Here is an 18,300-nt window from a genome sequence, read left to right as displayed (position 1 = left end):
GCAGGAGAGATTAAAACTATGCAGTAATAATTCGTTGGATTTCACTACATGATAAATGATAGTGACGTGGGCATGCGCGCCAAATATTTAGCATTCGTAGATACTTTTCAAGCATCGGTACGTGGCTATTAAATTGATGTTCATTTTTAGGAAACTGTGGGTATAGGCCTTCATCATTGGTCAGGAAGCGAACGTAATTTACTAATTTAGCTTCAGTGCTAACATCGAAGCCTAAGAATTGTAGGCGACGTTGATCAATATCTTTTGCGCCATCACAACGACAATCTTCTAAATTGAATGATTCTTGTAGCGCATGGTACATTTCCATTATTTCAATGACTTGTTTACATTCGTCTTCTGACACTTCGCCAAAATCTTTATCCAGTTCACGCATTTGTAAACAATAGCCACGCTCTACAATCATTTGTAGGCGGCGGTACTTTTCAGAATTTTCAGGCGTAAGTTTTGCCATGATGTAGTATTGATTTGATAGAATTAGACGTTGAGCGTTAGTCATTTCCATAGCTGGTAAACCTCAAATTTTTTATAGATTGCTCTCACTCAGTGTTTATGTGTCGCTGTAGTGAATGCAAGGAATCGTTGTTATGAAGGTGAGATTAGCAGGTTGGGTGTAAAATAAAATGATCTGACACCACGAATAGGATTATTTTTTGTTAATGGATGTTATCTGTTTGATATGTTGGTGAAAATTTTATCTTCTTGATTTTAATTGAAAACTATTTTTTGGTAGTCTTGTAAGTTCATTATAATGTGAATGGCTATAGTGGGTATATCAAATAGTATCAGTAGCCAATAAATGCTACTGATACTGTAATCGCTGATGCTCAGGGGCTAACTCAGACCGATAATATTGCCATCATCATCAAGATCAAGATTCATAAATGCTGGTTTTTCAGGCAAACCGGGCATGGTCATAACATTGCCGCATAATGCATAGATAAAGCCAGCACCTGCGCACAGTTTTAACTCTCTAATCGGAACGGTAAAATCCGTTGGCGCCCCTTTAATATGTGGCTCGGTCGTAATCGATAATGGCGTTTTTGCCATACAAATAGCTAAATTATTAAAACCTTGTGCTTTTAATTGAGCTAATTGTTGGGTTGCTAAAGGTGAAAGTTCAATATTTTTAGCACCATAACCAACTTCAGCAACTGCCATTAACTTCTCTTCAATAGTTTGATCTAACGTATAAAGCGGCTTGAAGTTAGCGGGCGTTTTACAAGCATTAACGACGGCATGGGCAAGTTCAATTGCACCATTACCACCTTTTGCAAATGCTTCACTTAAGGCAACATCAACATGCACATTGAAGGTGGAGTCTAAAATTAATTGTTTTAGCTGTTCAAGTTCTTGATCGGTATCTTGTGGAAAACGGTTAATCGCAACCACAACAGGTACCCCATATTTGGCAGCGTTATTGATATGCCACCGTAAATTGTCAAAACCAGCGAGTAACGCTTTAGCATCTGGTTCAAAAATAGTGTCGGGTAAGGGTTGCCCTGGTCGTAAGTCATAAAGTCCTGAATTCGCTTTGAGGCCGCGTAGGGTGGCAACTACTACTGCACAATCAGGTCCACGTTGTGCTTGTTGTGCTTTTATATTACAGGCTTTTTCAAACCCCATATCTGAGCCAAAGCCACCTTCAGTAACGGTAAACTCACTTAATTTAAGTGCAATTTTATCAGCAATGATTGATGAATTACCGTGGGCAATATTTGCAAATGGTCCCGCATGAATAAGGGTTGGCACACCCTCTAAGGTTTGCATTAATGTTGGCTCAATTGCTTCACACATGGTAACCGCCATTGCGCCAGCTACTTGCAGATCTTCTGTGGTAACTGGTTCGCCATCAAGGTTATAGGCCACGACGATTTTACCGATCCGTTGGCGCATATCAGCTAAATCAGTCGCTAGAGCTAAAATAGCCATTAATTCAGAAGCGGCTGAAATATCAAATCCATCATGACGCTCAAGTCCATTAATGGTTTTTCCTGGTTCATTTTGACCGACAGTGATCATACGTAATGCACGATCATTGTGGTCCATAACACGCTTCCAGCTAATATTATTAATATCAATCCGTAGTGCTGGTAAGCCGGTATGCGCACTAAAAGCATCATAACCTAAACGTGCTTCGTGATAGAGACGAGCATCTAGTGCTGCTGCTGCAAGATTATGGGCCGCAGTGACAGCATGAATGTCACCGGTTAAGTGTAAGTTGAGCTTTTCCATTGGTGCTACTTGGCTATAACCACCACCGGCAGCGCCACCCTTAACACCAAATACTGGTCCCATTGATGGTTGACGGATACAAGCAAATACCAAACGTTCAATTTTAGCTAAGCCTTGTGCTAAGCCTATAGTTGTTACCGTTTTACCTTCACCCAGAGGGGTGGGAGTAATTGCCGTTACCAGTATGAGTTTACCTTCAGGCTTATTGAGTAAGCGTTTTAAAATAGCGGGTTTAACTTTCGCTTTTAAGCTGCCTTGAGGCGTAAGATCTTGTGCTTCAATGCCGGCATTTAAGGCAATGCGATCAATGGGAGTGAGTAGCGTTGCACGGCAAATTTCGATGTCGCTTTTCATGAGTGCTAATTTCCTCATAGGCTGAGAGAATAATACGAATACTGGTATTGGGCGCTATTATAAAGGTAGATCGATGCTTTTTCATTAGCGCAAACGTTTGCTTTTTGTTTATACCATAACTTTATCATGAATAAGTATCATTTTATGGTTTTTTGGACTTTTTTAAGAGTTTATTGCCATGTAAGAATAAATAAAGAGAGGATGTTTTTAGTTTTTTACGATAATGGAATGTATTATTTCAATATTAGTTATTGGTTGTTTTTTGCTCTGCCTTTAAAGTAGATAGTACATAAAAAATGACCCTGATCAATTAGGGTGTAAATATAGTAAAGGAAGTGATTATGCAAGAACAAGAACCTGTAACGAAGTGGCAATACACCTTACCTCTTTCATTATTTATTATGGTGGCGTTAATTTCTTTCCTTGTTGTTATTTTACCGCTGTCCCGATAAATAAACGGTTTTTATTTAAGTATTAAACAGAAAAGAGCGACTTATCTTATTTCCTTAAAGGTAAAGATAAGCCGCTCTTTTTGTATTTGTAATAATCAGATAATGATTAAATACTAATACATTACCTTCTTGCCATAACTAGCAAGAATGTCTTTAATTTTTTCCATGGTTTCTTTTTTCGGTGGCTGAACCCCTTTTAGAGGGTATTCATAGCCAAGCGCTTCCCACTTGTGCTCACCAAGCTGATGGTAAGGCAACAGCTCAATTTTTTCGATATTGTCCATGTCTTTAATGAATTCACCCAACAAGTGTGCTGAACGTTCATCATCTGTATAACCAGGGACGACGACATAACGAATCCAAGTTTTTTGACCACGTTGGTGTAGATAGCGTGCAAAATCAAGCACACGTTTATTAGCAACGCCAACGAGATCTTGGTGGATGGCATCATCCATTTGTTTAAGATCAAGCATGACCAGATCCGTTGCGTCCAATACTTCATCAACCACATCAGTATGTTTACGAACGTAGCCATTGGTATCAAGGCAAGTGTGGATACCTTCTGCTTGTGCAGCACGGAAGAAATCGCGGACAAATTCTGGTTGTAGCATAGCTTCGCCACCAGAAGCGGTAACACCGCCACCAGAAGCATTCATGAAGTGACGGTATGATCTCGCTTCATGCATTAATTCTTCAACGGTAGCTTCACGACCATCATGGGTATCCCATGTATCACGGTTGTGACAGTATTTGCAGCGCATTAAGCAACCTTGCAGGAATACAATAAACCGAATTCCTGGCCCATCGACGGTTCCGCAAGATTCGAAAGAGTGAATACGACCTGTTACTGACATTGTTCTATTTCTCCGCATACTGCGTTTTATTTGCATGTTATTTTATTACAAAACGATGTCTGAATATAGCGAAAACTCAGGATTGTTAATCAACATGACCATTTAGTTGTGGTTGATATTCATACTACTTGTGTTTATGTAGTGATATCTTTTGGCGGTGAATTATTAAGCAGTTGTTGACTGCGCTGCTGCCATTGAGTATGCCAAATTGGGATTTGACTAAAGGGCAGTGGCGGTGAAATAAAATACCCTTGTGCTAATTCACAATCCATTTTTTGCAGTTTTAACCACAAGGTAATATCTTCAACACCTTCAGCGATGGTGGTTAAGTTGAGGCGTTGAGCTAATAATAAGCATGTTTCAATAATGACTTTTGCGGTGTAGCTAGTTGGCATTGCTTGGACAAAACCGATGTCTAACTTTAATGACTTGAACGGTAAAATATCAAGTTGTTTGAGTGATGAATAACCAGTGCCAAAATCATCAATTGAGAGATTAAAACCATGCATGCCTAACCGTGCCGCAGCTTCTAGTGCCTTTCCGGCAGATTCAAAAAGTTCAGATTCAGTTAATTCAAAATACAACCAATGATGCAGTTGTGGATATTGGTGGTGTAGCGCTAATACACTATTAATAAAACTACGTTCGACCAATGTTTTCGCTGATATATTAACCGCCACTTTACGTCCGCAAAAAATATCTTGATGGCTAATGATGTGGTTAATGATGAGTAATGCTAGCTGACTATCTTTACCAATATTGGCTAAATGTTTAATGAATTTTACTGCTGGTACGATGCCATGATTAGGATGTATAAAGCGAATTAATGCCTCACTGGCAACCCACTCACCCGTTGTTAGGTTTACAATTGGTTGGTAGTAAGGTGTTAGATAACCAGCAGTAAACGCATCGAGAATATCTTGTTCTTTAATGTCTAGTTGTAATGGATGCGTTATCGCTACAGGTTGTAGATTATTCATTGCAAGTGTCAATAATTGTTTTAATTGATCAAGATGAGTTGGTTTAACTAAAGTTCCTAATAGGTTAAGACCATAGTTTTTACACATTTTATTGACACTATTGAGTACCTCTTTATCTAAAGCACTGGTAATAATAATCGCGCCAGTAAACTGCTGTTCAGCAAGATGACCGAGAAAACTAATGCCATCCATTTGTGGCATATTGAGATCACAGAGCAATAATTGTGGTTGATACGTTTTCATTGCCGCTAAGGCATCAATACCATTGGTAGCACAATGTATATGATCGTGATTTGGATCGATTAAATGAGCTAATTGGGTTGCAAGAACTTGACGCTGAAAGTCATGATCTTCAATCAATAATATATTCATATGTCGATCCTATGTGCTATGAATTTGCAGTGATAATTGTTCGATTAATTGTTCAATATGTAAATAGTTACGCTGTAAATCGGTAGTATTTATTTGAACTTGCTGCGAGCATAACTCAAGATCATGGGTAGCTTGTGCTAATTGATGAAAAGCCATCATCCGTGCTGCTCCTTTCATTCGATGACTAATCATAAATATACTATCATTGTTTTGTTGTGCTATTGCAGTGTTAAGTTGAGTTAAATCATCAACACAAGAAGCTAAATATTGTTGAAGTAGCGTCTGACAAAGCTCGTTATCACCGAATATTGGTAATAACTCATTGATATCAATCATAGCAATAGCGGCTGTTGATATATTTGATGTCGTTACTTGTTTAGTGCCTACTTGTGTTAAATTTGGGACGTTATTGGTTACGTTTACAGGCTGTAACCATTGAGCTAACACTTCTTTTAGCTGCTGCTGTTTTAGCGGTTTAATTAAATAATCGCTAAATCCCATCGTCTTAAAACGCTCAGTATTAGTTAGGGCGTTAGCTGTAATAGCAATAATTGGTAATGCGATAGTTGCAGTTTGTTGTTCTTGCTCTCGAATTGTTTTAGCTAACTCATAGCCGTCCATTTCGGGCATATGACAATCAGTTAATAAAATATTGTAGTGATTGTCAGCTAACGCAATTAAAGCCTGTTTTCCGTTATCAACAATATCAACCGCATAATTAAGTTGTTCCAATTGCTGCTTAAGTATTTGTTGGTTTATTGGATGATCTTCTGCGACCAAAATATAACGATTATTCGCAATGGCCTGCTCACGGGTCAAGGTTACAGGTAACGTATATTGGTATTGACTATCATTATTATAAGGTTGGAATGGTTGCGTTAATGCACGGTAAAGTTGCTGAGGTAATAATGGGCTCAGAGAAATATTACGCGCATTAATATTTGACGTTAACATCACATTCGCTGAAGTAATGGTGATCCAATTTACCGATGGTAAGTTAATTGCGATCCAATTAAGGTCGATATTATGCTCAGTTGCCCATGATTGAGGGATAAAAAGTGTATCAATACATTGTGTGGATACGGCTGCCGCAAGTTGTTCTTTAGTCGTCGGGTTTAATGTTGTAATTGCACATTGCCAAGCAGTTAAGTAATCCACCAAAATAGGATCATTCACCATCGCTAATAAGCCACAGTGTTTTTTTAATGGCTTAATTTTTGTCGGCTGACAAATATCAAACGTTAGTATAATGCTAAAACTTGTCCCTTGATCAAGCTGACTTGATACCGTGATAGTACCACCCATGAGCTGGATTAATTGATGACAAATAGATAGTCCTAATCCTGTGCCGTCATAACGACGAGCGCTGTCTTGGTCTATCTGCTCAAAAGGTTGAAACAACTTATTAATATCTTGTGGGGAAATACCAATTCCAGTATCAGTTACTTTAAATGCAATGATCTGCTGGTTATTTTGTTGTGATAACAGGCTAATATCTAGATAAATTGATCCTTGAGAGGTAAATTTAATCGCATTATTTAGTAAGTTATTGAGAACCTGCTTAAGACGCATACTATCAAAACGTAAACTTTGGGCGATATTAGGATCAAGCCATAACTTAAAATCAAGCCCTTTTTGTGCGGCATGAATAGCATGGGGTTGTACTAAAATAGTCACAATTTTAGTTAATGTTTTTTCACGAATATCGAGCTTGAGTTTTTTGGATTCAAGCTTAGAGAAATCTAATACATCATTGACAATATTCAATAAATTTTCGCTTGAGAGCGTTAAGTTTTGGTGAATTTGACGTAATTCAGGTTGTTGTGAGTAAGGTTTCATTAAGTCTAATAAACAAATAATCCCACTGATTGGAGTGCGAATTTCGTGACTCATCATGGCTAAAAAGCGTGATTTTGCCGTGGTTGCCGCTTGAGATTTTTGTTTGGCAGTTGTTAGTGCTAATTGTTGGTGTTTCAATTGAGTGATATCAATCAAAATGCTATTCCACTGCCAACCTATTGCTGCTGGTGTTATTTGACTGCGTACTTCAATCCAACGTGAGCTCCTGGAATCTTGAGCATTAATTTGTAACTCTGTACGCCAATAGCCTTGTTTTACCGCATTACGCATTGCCGTAAGTAGATTTTGATAATCCTCACGTTGGGCGATACGATCTTGGAGTAAATGCGGAAAAAAATAAAATTTGCTTGCAGATATACCCGTGAAATCGGCAATCTTTTCACTCATAAACAGGATATCAATATCCATTGGATCATCACTTTTTTGGTGATGCTGAATTAATACGCCATCAAAGTTGTTGGTTAAATAGGTTAATTTATCCTCAACGGCTTTACGATGCTTGATCTCATTTGTTAAACGACGATTCCAGACCGTAATTGCACCAATAATAGCGCTGATCACTAACCCAAATATGATGATGAAGGTAATTAAGCGATGATAATTACCATCGGCTTTAAGGGTGACCGTATGCCACTTTTTTTGAATATTGATTAAGGTGCCAGGCGGCAAAGAGTCCATGGCCTTATTAAAAATATCACGTAACGGTAAGTTGTCTTTTTTAACAGCAAATGACACTTTGCGATTGTGATCATCGATATGGCTTGAGACAATTTTAAATTGACCTAAAAAGTTTTTTTGTAATAGTACATGAGCTGCTGAGAGTGAAATAACCGCATAATTAATCTCGCCATTGGCTAAAGCATGTAAAATATCTAGTTTGGTTTTAAATTGATGGATCTTGGCCGTTGGATAATGTTCTTTTACAAGACTCGCGCCAAAGCCAGAAGTCAGAACACCAATGATATCGGTCTTATTAATACCTATTAATTTTCGATGATTAATACGATCGACCATGACCCATTTATCGTTGCCGTAAGGGGCTGTAAATGCGAGTTCTCTATGGCGTTTTTTTGTCATTGCTATCGCGGCAATAATATCAATTTCATTATTGGCTAATTTCTGTTTGGCGTCTTGATAGTCACGGATAGGGACGATAGTCGTCGTGAAATGAAGCTTATTTTTTATATGGTCTAAAGTATCGTTAAGTTGATGTAGAGTAATATCGTTTTGATTTAATGCGCTAGATATCGGAAATTGATAACCAATACGAATATTTTGATGCTGTTGTAAATAGTGAGTTTCTGCGGCGGTCAGATGTAGCGCATGGGGATCACCTAACATTTTTTTTTGTGTATTTGTTAACCAATTATCATAAATTTCAGTTAGCGCTGATTCGGGAAGTTGATTATAAGCGTTGTTGATTTTTTCAATAATAGCGCGATTGTTTTTAGTTGCAGTGATATATAAGCGTTCAAAAGGAAGCTCTGTTAGCGGCGAAAAATATAATGATCGCTTAAAATCTCCAAAGGTATATAAATTTTGCAAGATGAGGCCATTGCCAATATATACATCCGCTAATCCCGTCTCGACGGCATTAAGTGCCACAGTAGCTGATGGCATTGCGAGGATTTGACCTTTAATTTGTAGATCGATTATTTTTTGTTCTATTGCAAAGCCATTTTCAACACTAACGATAACATCATTTAGATCGGCTATCTTGGTATGTTGTGGTGAACGACTGATCATCGCGAATGAGGTACTTAAAATAGGATCGCTAAAGACCATATATTTTTGGCGATCAAATGTTGAAGCAACACCAATTAAGAGATCGACCTCATTACGCTTAAATGCTGATAACATCTCATCAAAACTCGAGTAAGCGATATTTTTGACTTGATAGCCAGCTTTATTCGCAATAGCGTCCATTAAAGAAGGTAATAAGCCAATAATTTTACCGTTATTTTTAAAGGCTAGCGGTGCCCAATTAAACGAGGTATAGCCCACAGTTAAAATAGGTTTAGCTGTTGCTTCATTCGCTGGAGAGGCATGTATGGTAAGGCTAAAGATTAATGTTAGCAACAGCATTATATTACGCATGAAAGAATACCTAAATCATAAATCAGTGGGCTAATATAGAGGCCGTTGCAGGCTGCGATATTGTGTTTTTAGTTTCAAATACCAATCTGGTTTAAATTCCTGTGACTCAAATGTCCATCTAGCTTCTTTTATCCATAATTGGTGTTGTGGATCGCCGTCTACATACCCGCGTGAAGATAATTCGACTAAGCAGCGTGCTAAAACCTCATCAAAACGATAGTGAGGCCATAATTGTAAAATAGCCTGTCCGGCCTCAATATAATATTTTTGTTTTACTAACCTAAGAGCATAACGATATTTTTCGTCATCCTGATTACTTGATGTCGGCTGCATTGTCTCTAACCACATGTTTTTTATAATAGAATGAGGCTCATTACTATGTTGGTTGAGATTATGTTGTAATCGTTGGTAGCATGTTATTTGATGACGTGTCATTGCTAGGCGGTTACTAATACAGAGGGCGATAGCATCAAACTCAAAACTATGATGTTCTGGGGATGTTTGTTGGATCATATCTAGCGCAGCAATGTAGCTTTTGTAAGCATTAAGTGTGTTATCGCTGTCTAAATATTGCCATGCTTGCAGTAAATAAATAAAGGGCCGCTCATTTTTAGTTATGGTTTTTTGCTGACTGATTGTGCGCCATAAACGCTCAATGGGTAAGCTCTTTTTATCACTGTGTTGCAGTTGTAGCCAAATAATAAAAGCGTGGTAGCAAGGCTTATCCCATACTGAATGGCGAAGATATGAGATAGCTTCACGTAAGTGTTGCTGCATTGCACTATGGTTATGAAAATGACATTCGATCCATAATAAACCAAATAAGCGGTGTAAATTATTTTTACTAACATTATGGGCTTGCAACCAAAAATCATAACCCTGAGTGATCTTATTTTGTAACAGTGCTAGGCATGCACTGTATTCCAGTAGCATTAAATGATCAGGATATAGGCGGCGTAATTTCACTAATAGTGGTTCAAGCGCTTGAAATTTTTGTTGTCGTAGCCATAGTTTTGCCAATAGCAGCTGGGCAGGTAAGCTTTGTTCTTGGTATTGGATTAGAGTTAATAGCGCCTCTATATCGGCATCGAGGTGAGGCTTTTTTTGGTTAAATAAGCGTTTTGCCACTGCCGTTATCATTGCGCTGTGAGTGCTCTGCGGTGAATTAGTTTTTGCACATATGGCTTTAATTCCACTAATACCTGAATGTAAGTAACGCTCAAAAGCGTGATCATTTATTACACGTTGTTCAAAACTATATTCTAAGCGCTGTTTTAAGGTATTTAAACGTAGAGGTTTAACGAGGTAATCGTCGGGTTGGTATTCAGAAAAACCCATCAATACCGCAGGGGAGTCATCTGCAGTAAGAATAAAAATGAGTGGTGAATGTTGTAATAAACCATTGTGGTGGAGGCGTTCAAGTAATTGTAAGCCAGTGCTACCAAAGCCAAGGTTGAAATCCAGAAATAAAATATCAAAGTCTTGTTGTTGGCAATATTTGATTGCTTCAGATGCATTAGAGGCGCAAAAGATATTAGCGCTTTGAAATTGTCCATTAACTAAAATTAGCTTGGTTGTTTGTTGGATAATACTACTGTCGTCGACAATCAATACTGATTGAGTTCTGCGCATGAGAAAGTCGTATCCTTAAGCATAAAATTAAATAATTACGTTTTGTGAGTGTTTTTCGCGCAGGGTAGCTATAAAGTGTGATATGAACAACACAAATAATGTAACAGTATGTGTCTTTGTGTGTAAAGTTTGAGGCATAAAAAAACCGGCTATATAAGCCGGTTTTTTATTAGGAAGCGAACTTCCTACACAGAGATTCTATATTATAGAGAAGCTGTGAAAGTACGAGCAATAACGTCAGCCTGCTGTTCAGCAGTTAGAGAGTTAAAACGCACAGCGTAACCCGATACACGGATAGTTAACTGTGGGTAGTTCTCTGGGTGCTTAACTGCGTCTTCTAGCGTTTCGCGGTTAAGAACGTTAACGTTAAGGTGTTGACCACCTTCGATGCCAGTCTCATGGTGGAAGTAACCATCCATTAGGCCTGCAAGGTTATTCTCTTGAGTATCAAGATCTTTACCTAGTGCGTTTGGAACGATAGAGAATGTGTATGAAATACCATCTTTAGCGTGTGCAAACGGTAGTTTACCTACAGAAGTAAGTGAAGCTACAGCACCTTTTTCGTCACGACCGTGCATTGGGTTTGCACCTGGTGCGAAAGGAGCACCTGCACGACGACCGTCTGGAGTGTTACCCGTCTTCTTACCGTACACAACGTTAGATGTGATAGTTAGGATAGACTGAGTTGGAATCGCATCACGGTACATTTTGTGAGTACGGATCTTGTTCATGAAGCGCTCAACAAGGTCACATGCGATGTCATCAACGCGTGCGTCATTGTTACCGAACTTAGGATAGTCACCTTCGATTTCGAAATCGATAGCGATGCCATCTTCGTCACGGATAGGCTTAACAGTTGCGTATTTAATCGCTGATAGTGAGTCAGCAGCAACAGAAAGACCAGCGATACCACAAGCCATTGTACGCTTGATGTCACGATCGTGTAGAGCCATTAGCGATGCTTCGTAGCTGTACTTGTCGTGGCTCCAGTGGATAGCGTTTAGCGCAGAAACGTAAGTCGTTGCTAACCAATCCATGAAGTGATCTAGACGATCCATAGTATCTGTGTAGTCAAGAACTTCAGCAGTTACTTTGTCAGTCTTAGGACCCACTTGGATCTTAAGCTTCTCATCTACACCGCCGTTGATTGCGTAAAGCATAGTTTTAGCAAGGTTAGCACGAGCTCCGAAGAACTGCATTTGCTTACCAACAACCATTGGCGATACACAACAAGCGATAGCGTAATCGTCAGAGTTCATGTCTGGACGCATTAGGTCATCGTTTTCGTACTGGATAGAAGACGTATCAATAGATACCTTCGCACAGAACTTCTTGAAGCCTACAGGTAGTTTCTCAGACCAAAGAACAGTGATGTTTGGCTCTGGAGAAGGACCCATTGTGTATAGGCTGTTTAGGAAACGGAAGTTAGTACGTGTAACTAGTGTACGACCGTCAAGACCCATACCACCCATTGATTCTGTTGCCCAGATTGGGTCACCAGAGAATAGCTCATCGTATTCAGGCGTGCGTAGGAAACGAACCATACGTAGCTTCATTACGAAGTGGTCGATCATTTCTTGTGCTTGTGCTTCAGTGATCTTACCAGCGGCAATATCACGCTCGATGAAGATGTCTAGGAAAGTCGAAGTACGACCTAGAGACATTGCAGCACCGTTTTGTGATTTAACAGCAGCTAGGTAGCCGAAGTAAGTCCACTGTACAGCTTCTTGTGCAGTTGCAGCAGGAAGAGAGATATCACAACCGTATTTAGCAGCCATAGTCTTGATTTGACCAAGCGCACGGTGTTGCTCACAGATCTCTTCACGACGTTGCATAGTCATTTGAAGATCTTCGCCGTTCTCAAACATTTCTTCTAGAGATTTGAATTGAGCTAGCTTGTCAGCCATTAGCTTGTCAATACCGTAAAGTGCGATACGACGGTAGTCACCAATGATACGACCACGGCCGTATGCATCAGGAAGACCAGTTAGAACACCAGACTTACGACATTTGATGATAGAAGGAGTGTAGATATCGAAAACACCTTGGTTGTGTGTTTTACGAAGCTCTGAGTAAACCTTCTTGATAGTAGGATCTAGTTCACGACCGTATACTTTGCATGAGTTTTCGATCATGCGGATACCACCGTTAGGGATCAAACCACGCTTAAGAGGCGCGTCAGTTTGAAGACCTACGATAGTTTCAAGTTCTTGGTCGATGTAACCAGCGTCGTGTGCAGTGATAGTAGAAACAACGTCAGTATCGAAATCAACAGGTGCGTGAGTCGCGTTTTCCTGTTTGATGCCTACCATTACAGCTTCCCAAAGTTTAGCTGTAGCTGGAGTTGCTTCTGTTTCAAGGAAAGAGCCGTCACCCTCGAAAGGAGTGTAGTTCTTTTGGATAAAGTCACGAACGTTTACTTCGTTCTGCCAATCACCAGCTGTGAAGCCTTCCCATGCAGCAAATTGCTCTGCCATTGTATACCTACCTATACTATTCAGTAGAAAAAAATAAGTGTTCTCGCGTCAAAACTTAGTGGTGGCTATTGCCTTTAAGTTCTGGACGGCGATGAATAACCCAATACGTCATACCAACCAATACACCACCACCAAGAATATTACCAATGGTAACGGGAATTAGGTTGTTTACAATAAAATTATGTATGGTTAAATCTGCAAATTGAGCCGGATTTACACCTGTCATTGCCCAGAATTCTGGACTTGCGAAACTGTGAATTACAATACCCATTGGAATCATAAACATATTTGCAATACAGTGCTCAAAACCACTTGCAACAAACATCGCAACAGGTAGCAACATTACCATAACTTTATCAGTCGCACTACGGCATGAAAAAGTCATCCAAGTTGCAAGACAAACCATTAGGTTACATAAAATACCTAAAACAACAGCTTGTCCAAAATTATGATGAAGCTTATGTTGTGCGATTTTCATTGCGTTAATACCCCATTGGCCATCGGCACCAAGGTGTTGTTTTGCAATCCAAATACACACAACAAAGAATATTGCGCCAACAAAGTTACCGAAGTAAACAATGCCCCAGTTCTTCATTAACTGGCCAGTAGTAATACGTCCACTTGCTCGAGCAACCGTGGTTAATACAGAAGAGGTAAATAGCTCACCGCCACATATAACTACTAGGATTAAACCTAAACTAAATGCAAGCCCACCAACAAATTTAGACATACCCCAAGGCATATCACCAGCGCCAGTAGTTACTGTTGTGTAAAACACAAAAGCAATTGAAATAAAAACACCAGCAGTTATCGCTAAAAAGAATGACTGTAGCGGATGTTTTGTCGCTTTATAAACGCCGACTTCTTCGGCCTTATGTGCCATAGCTGGTGGCATCAGCGAGTCAAAAGGATTAGTTTCCATTTTCACAGGGGTGCTCTTTATGGTTTAAGTTAGGCTGCAAGAATAATAGCAAAGGTTGTGAATCATAAATTTGATCTGGATCATTGCGGTGAAAATTTATAACAAAATTAGACATAATATTACATTGCAAAATAATGTAATCAGTTGAATTTAAACGGTATAATTTTTTTGAAAAAACTAAAAAAAATTTTAATGTAATTTTGTTTCATAATTTTACAGCTATGGTTACAAAATTACGCGTCCTTTAAAATCAATGGGTTAGTTGTTCATGGTTTTTTTTTTAACGTATTTATGCCGCTAAAAGAATATTCATTCAACTTTTTTTATATTGGTGTTATCAATGTGTTTTCTGGGGATGTATTTTTATTACTTATGCTAGGTGGGTATGGTGTAAGCGTGGTGATGAATATATATGTAAAATTAACAAAAAGCCGCTATCAATGATAATCGGCTTTTTCGATGTAAATCTGTTGATGTAAACAATGATTATCGTTGTACAACCAATAAATTAATCGTTGAAAGTTGACCAAATTGGCGCATGATCTGACGGTTTTTCAATACCGCGTAGTTCGTAATCAATCCCTGATTCAATACAACGATTAGCTAATGTTGGTGTTGCTAAGATCACATCAATCCGTAGTCCTCTGTTATCAACAAAGCCTTTAGAACGATAATCAAACCATGAAAATTGATCATCTACCGTTGGGTGTAGTTGACGGAACGTATCAATAAAGCCCCAATCAAGTAATGTCTTTAACCATTGTCGCTCAATCGGCTGGAATGAACATTTCCCCGTTTTTAGCCATCGCTTAGCATTAACCGGACCAATACCAATGTCTAAGTCCGTTGGACTTATATTGATATCGCCCATGATGATTAGTTCATCATCAACGCTATGACTATCATTAAGGTAGTGCATTAGATCCGCATAAAACTTTTCTTTCGCGGGAAATTTTGTTTCGTGGCTAACATTATCACCTTGTGGGAAATAGCCGTTCATTACGGTAATGGTAGTGCCGTTTTGTTGAGCAAAAGTAGCCATGATCATTCGACGTTGAGCTTCGTCATCATCGCTTGGAAAGCCTTTCTGAACACTAATAGGTTCTTGCTTGCATAGCATTGCCACGCCGTAATGGGCTTTTTGGCCATGAAAGTAAACCTTGTATCCCATTGCTTCCACATCAGCTAATGGAAAGGCTTCGTCATGAACTTTAATCTCTTGTAAACCGATAACATCAGGCTGGTGTTTATCGATAATAGCCTGAAGTTGATGTAAACGAGCTCGTAGCCCATTGATGTTAAAAGAAATAACTTTCATATTTAGTATCCATAACTGCGAATAATTATTGGTTACAGATACTAGCACATCAACCCATCACTTCAATATATGATCACGCCATTGAGAATATGAGCATAAGTAAATGGCTGCTTTATTTGGGCATGATGATTATTGCAGGTCTATGATAGAGGTGCAGATATTATTTATGACAAGCTATTGTTTTTAAATGATCAGCTCAAACACTACAGCCATGAGCGGGTGTTATCTTTATTTACTAATAGAAGGAAACTGTAATATGGGCATCATTTCTTGGATTATTTTGGGTCTTATCGCTGGGGCATTAGCTAAATGGTTAATGCCAGGTAATGATGGTGGTGGTTGGATTGCAACTTGTGGTTTAGGTATTGCAGGATCTTTAGCGGGTGGATGGATTGGCTCATTGATTGGTATTGGCGCTGCTGGAGGAATTAACCTTGGCAGTATTATTATTGCTACCGCTGGCGCATTGATATTATTGTTTATCTATAATCGTTTTATTCGCTAATAACGGTGTTATATAACGATAATCATGGAGCATAATAATGTTTGATTTTATTAAGCGGTTGTTCGGCTCTGAGTCAGAGGATGAACGCAATACTCGACTAAGAAAAGAAAAAGCACAACAACACCGCAATCAAAAATATGCACAGGGTGCATCTGATAAGCCAACTACTCATGATGATGATGGCGAGAACTAAACGTTAATGATCGTTTTTTCATCTTTAATTTGCTGCTGCAGTTGTGTAAACCATCCACTTAAAGGCGGTGGCAGTGGCATTTTTTTGATCAAATATAGACTGTCATTAATGTGGTTGTCAGTAAACTGAGGCTGGGGTAATAAACACGTAATACGACCAAGGTGAGCTTCAGTGCAATATGGATAATCTCGAAGAATAGTTTGATAAATACAGTATGCTCTATGAGGATCATGGTTAAGCATCGATTTTGCTGTAACAAGCTGCGAGATTAATAATCTAATGTTTGCTATTAGGAACTTATTGCCACCTAATTGAGCGAGACGGCGGTAACTATAGTCATCTAATAAATCACCACTCATTAATGCTTGGTAAATTTCACCTATTAAGCGTGTCTCACCGAAATGAATAAGTAATGGTAGTGCATCAATCATAATTGCAGTAGGTGCTTGCGACATTTTACCATAATAACGGGCTAAGCCATGTAATAGCCGGCGTTTGGCTTTTAAGGGCTGCTGAGTTGAAAAAGCAAATCGCGCTAAAGTGATATGACTAAAGTCAGCTAAGGTTGCTTGCTGCTTATAGGTTAAACGTCGCTTTGCATGTTGCTGAATCGTCTTCAGTGAAATTAATAACTTCTGTGGTAACGATAATTGTTGGCAGACAAGCTGTTCAAATATAGCCGTAAATTCAGCAAAACTAGCAATCCAATCATTACCAATAATTGGTAAGTGGGCCGCAAGTACTTTTCCTGCTTTGAAAAATAACGGCAGATCATTGGTATCGGCAGCTAATTGTGCCACAAGTAGTGAGCGATGACAGATCCCAGGTGTTAATACCATCGCCTGTTGAGCAATAACTTTGGCATCATTGTAGCGGTGCTGTTGCTGTAATAAGGTGGCTAATTCATCATAAGCTTCCACATATAGTGGTACTTGTTTGATCAAACTGTGCAGGCAATGAATAGCCGCTTGTGTTTCATTTAACCGGTGCTTGAGCTTTGCTTGACGTAAAATGAGTTTATGGTTATTGGTCTGCTGACTAAAGGTTGTCATTAACTGAGTTGCTTGTTGCCAATCTTGTTGGTCTATTAATAGATCAATCAATAGTATTTCTATTTCAAGATTATGGCCCTTATATAGCAGTAATTGTCGGCATAGCTCAATAGCGTGTGAGGTTTGATGATTATCTAGTGCGGTGTAGATAGGTTGGCGTAATAGACAAGCTTGATATATAGCGATGACACGTTTTTTAAGTTTACCAATATTAAGCGGCTTAGTGAGAAAACTGTCAGCATGGATGCTCATTGATGTGACAATGACTTCAGGTGTGCGGTCGCCAGAAATAAACACTACACCACAATGTGAACTGATGTGATTTCTTTTTCTAATTGCTGCCAGTAATTCACTGCCATTGAGATTTGGTTCAAGGTGGAAGTCGATTATCATTAGATCATAACGGGTATTTTTACATAACTGAAAAGCACTATCGCTATCGGTCGCGATATCCACAGTAGTGATATTGATACTGTCTAAAATATTTTTAATCAGTGCGGCAGAGGAAGGTTGATCATCAATAATGAGGACGCGAATATCATGGGGATTATGTGATGGTGCTTTAGTAAATTCTTCTGTCATAAATATCCATATACTGAAACAGAAAGGCTACGAAATATGTATTGTATAGATCTAACGTTATCTCAATGATAGTAGAAATTAAACGCTTAAGTGCGGGATTATTTTATAGGTATAAAAAAACCAGCTGCAAGGCAACTGGTTGAATGATGGTGGTGGGAGAAGGATTCGAACCTTCGAAGGCAGTGCCGGCAGATTTACAATCTGCTCCCTTTGGCCACTCGGGAATCCCACCACGGGATGTTACTGTTATAATTAAAGCTCACTTTAATTACCGAAAAGTTGTTATAAACAACCTTTCTAAATGATGGTGGTGGGAGAAGGATTCGAACCTTCGAAGGCAGTGCCGGCAGATTTACAATCTGCTCCCTTTGGCCACTCGGGAATCCCACCACGGGAT

12 protein-coding genes and 2 tRNA genes are annotated in these 18,300 nt (G+C 39.0%); 2 read left to right on the top strand and 12 right to left on the bottom strand.

Translation table 11 applies throughout. From position 1 onward, the window contains the following. Positions 1 to 16 precede the first annotated feature (16 nt). The 9 genes from C0W29_RS18150 to xthA all read right to left on the bottom strand — a co-directional run bounded on the left by C0W29_RS18150 (position 17) and on the right by xthA (position 15,571). Complete coding sequence (locus C0W29_RS18150; protein ID WP_036793574.1) at positions 17 to 523, bottom strand: YfbU family protein; 507 nt, start codon at positions 521 to 523, stop codon at positions 17 to 19. 329 nt (positions 524 to 852) lie between these two features. Continuing rightward, positions 853 to 2,607, bottom strand: coding sequence for a formate--tetrahydrofolate ligase (locus tag C0W29_RS18145; protein ID WP_045045678.1), 1,755 nt, complete (start codon positions 2,605 to 2,607; stop codon positions 853 to 855). 565 nt (positions 2,608 to 3,172) lie between these two features. Then, entirely contained in the window at positions 3,173 to 3,913 is a 741-nt protein-coding gene (gene pflA, locus C0W29_RS18140) for a pyruvate formate lyase 1-activating protein (protein ID WP_045043852.1), read from the bottom strand. A gap of 134 nt (positions 3,914 to 4,047) precedes the next feature. Further along, complete coding sequence (locus tag C0W29_RS18135) at positions 4,048 to 5,265, bottom strand: EAL domain-containing response regulator (protein ID WP_045043851.1); 1,218 nt, start codon at positions 5,263 to 5,265, stop codon at positions 4,048 to 4,050. A 9-nt stretch (positions 5,266 to 5,274) separates the two neighbouring features. Then, the gene (locus C0W29_RS18130) at positions 5,275 to 9,222 is read right to left on the bottom strand and encodes a transporter substrate-binding domain-containing protein (protein WP_045045677.1); all 3,948 of its coding nucleotides are present in this window, start codon (positions 9,220 to 9,222) and stop codon (positions 5,275 to 5,277) included. A gap of 30 nt (positions 9,223 to 9,252) precedes the next feature. Beyond that, positions 9,253 to 10,854 (bottom strand): response regulator, encoded by a 1,602-nt coding sequence (locus C0W29_RS18125; protein WP_045043848.1) that lies wholly within the window; start codon positions 10,852 to 10,854, stop codon positions 9,253 to 9,255. A gap of 203 nt (positions 10,855 to 11,057) precedes the next feature. Continuing rightward, positions 11,058 to 13,331 (bottom strand): formate C-acetyltransferase, encoded by a 2,274-nt coding sequence (pflB, locus tag C0W29_RS18120; protein ID WP_036793586.1) that lies wholly within the window; start codon positions 13,329 to 13,331, stop codon positions 11,058 to 11,060. A gap of 55 nt (positions 13,332 to 13,386) precedes the next feature. After that, entirely contained in the window at positions 13,387 to 14,253 is an 867-nt protein-coding gene (gene focA / locus C0W29_RS18115; protein WP_036793588.1) for a formate transporter FocA, read from the bottom strand. A 508-nt stretch (positions 14,254 to 14,761) separates the two neighbouring features. Then, positions 14,762 to 15,571, bottom strand: coding sequence for an exodeoxyribonuclease III (gene xthA, locus C0W29_RS18110; protein ID WP_045043847.1), 810 nt, complete (start codon positions 15,569 to 15,571; stop codon positions 14,762 to 14,764). 256 nt (positions 15,572 to 15,827) lie between these two features. On the opposite strand from xthA, the gene C0W29_RS18105 reads away from it, so the two are divergent. Both C0W29_RS18105 and C0W29_RS21670 read left to right on the top strand, forming a co-directional pair. Continuing rightward, positions 15,828 to 16,076 carry a GlsB/YeaQ/YmgE family stress response membrane protein gene (locus C0W29_RS18105; RefSeq protein WP_036793593.1) on the top strand — a complete coding sequence of 83 codons (249 nt, stop codon included), beginning with the start codon at positions 15,828 to 15,830 and terminating at the stop codon, positions 16,074 to 16,076. Positions 16,077 to 16,113: 37 nt separating this feature from the next. Beyond that, positions 16,114 to 16,269: a hypothetical protein gene (locus C0W29_RS21670; RefSeq protein ID WP_155395136.1), complete on the top strand. Its 156-nt coding sequence runs from the start codon at positions 16,114 to 16,116 to the stop codon at positions 16,267 to 16,269. Here C0W29_RS21670 and C0W29_RS18100 read toward each other — a convergent pair. The 3 genes from C0W29_RS18100 to C0W29_RS18090 form a co-directional block, all read right to left on the bottom strand. Further along, entirely contained in the window at positions 16,266 to 17,903 is a 1,638-nt protein-coding gene (locus C0W29_RS18100; protein WP_045045676.1) for a response regulator, read from the bottom strand. The genes C0W29_RS21670 and C0W29_RS18100 overlap by 4 nt on opposite strands. 147 nt (positions 17,904 to 18,050) lie before the next feature. Continuing rightward, a tRNA-Tyr gene (locus C0W29_RS18095) sits at positions 18,051 to 18,135 on the bottom strand. 73 nt (positions 18,136 to 18,208) lie between these two features. After that, positions 18,209 to 18,293: transfer RNA gene (locus C0W29_RS18090), tRNA-Tyr, on the bottom strand. Positions 18,294 to 18,300: the final 7 nt, after the last annotated feature.

The organism is Photobacterium kishitanii, from assembly GCF_003026355.1.
Lineage (GTDB): Bacteria > Pseudomonadota > Gammaproteobacteria > Enterobacterales > Vibrionaceae > Photobacterium > Photobacterium kishitanii.
Note: the sequence above shows the minus strand (reverse complement) of the source record. Positions and strands in the feature narration are given on the sequence as shown.

What these genes read in the sequence shown, in the direction of transcription:
- C0W29_RS18150 (WP_036793574.1), bottom strand. Translation starts at nt 523, where the DNA reads ATGGAAATGACTAACGCTCAACGTCTAATTCTATCAAATCAATACTAC.
- C0W29_RS18145 (WP_045045678.1), bottom strand. Translation starts at nt 2,607, where the DNA reads ATGAAAAGCGACATCGAAATTTGCCGTGCAACGCTACTCACTCCCATT.
- pflA (WP_045043852.1), bottom strand. Translation starts at nt 3,913, where the DNA reads ATGTCAGTAACAGGTCGTATTCACTCTTTCGAATCTTGCGGAACCGTC.
- C0W29_RS18135 (WP_045043851.1), bottom strand. Translation starts at nt 5,265, where the DNA reads ATGAATATATTATTGATTGAAGATCATGACTTTCAGCGTCAAGTTCTT.
- C0W29_RS18130 (WP_045045677.1), bottom strand. Translation starts at nt 9,222, where the DNA reads ATGCGTAATATAATGCTGTTGCTAACATTAATCTTTAGCCTTACCATA.
- C0W29_RS18125 (WP_045043848.1), bottom strand. Translation starts at nt 10,854, where the DNA reads ATGCGCAGAACTCAATCAGTATTGATTGTCGACGACAGTAGTATTATC.
- pflB (WP_036793586.1), bottom strand. Translation starts at nt 13,331, where the DNA reads ATGGCAGAGCAATTTGCTGCATGGGAAGGCTTCACAGCTGGTGATTGG.
- focA (WP_036793588.1), bottom strand. Translation starts at nt 14,253, where the DNA reads ATGGAAACTAATCCTTTTGACTCGCTGATGCCACCAGCTATGGCACAT.
- xthA (WP_045043847.1), bottom strand. Translation starts at nt 15,571, where the DNA reads ATGAAAGTTATTTCTTTTAACATCAATGGGCTACGAGCTCGTTTACAT.
- C0W29_RS18105 (WP_036793593.1), top strand. Translation starts at nt 15,828, where the DNA reads ATGGGCATCATTTCTTGGATTATTTTGGGTCTTATCGCTGGGGCATTA.
- C0W29_RS21670 (WP_155395136.1), top strand. Translation starts at nt 16,114, where the DNA reads ATGTTTGATTTTATTAAGCGGTTGTTCGGCTCTGAGTCAGAGGATGAA.
- C0W29_RS18100 (WP_045045676.1), bottom strand. Translation starts at nt 17,903, where the DNA reads ATGACAGAAGAATTTACTAAAGCACCATCACATAATCCCCATGATATT.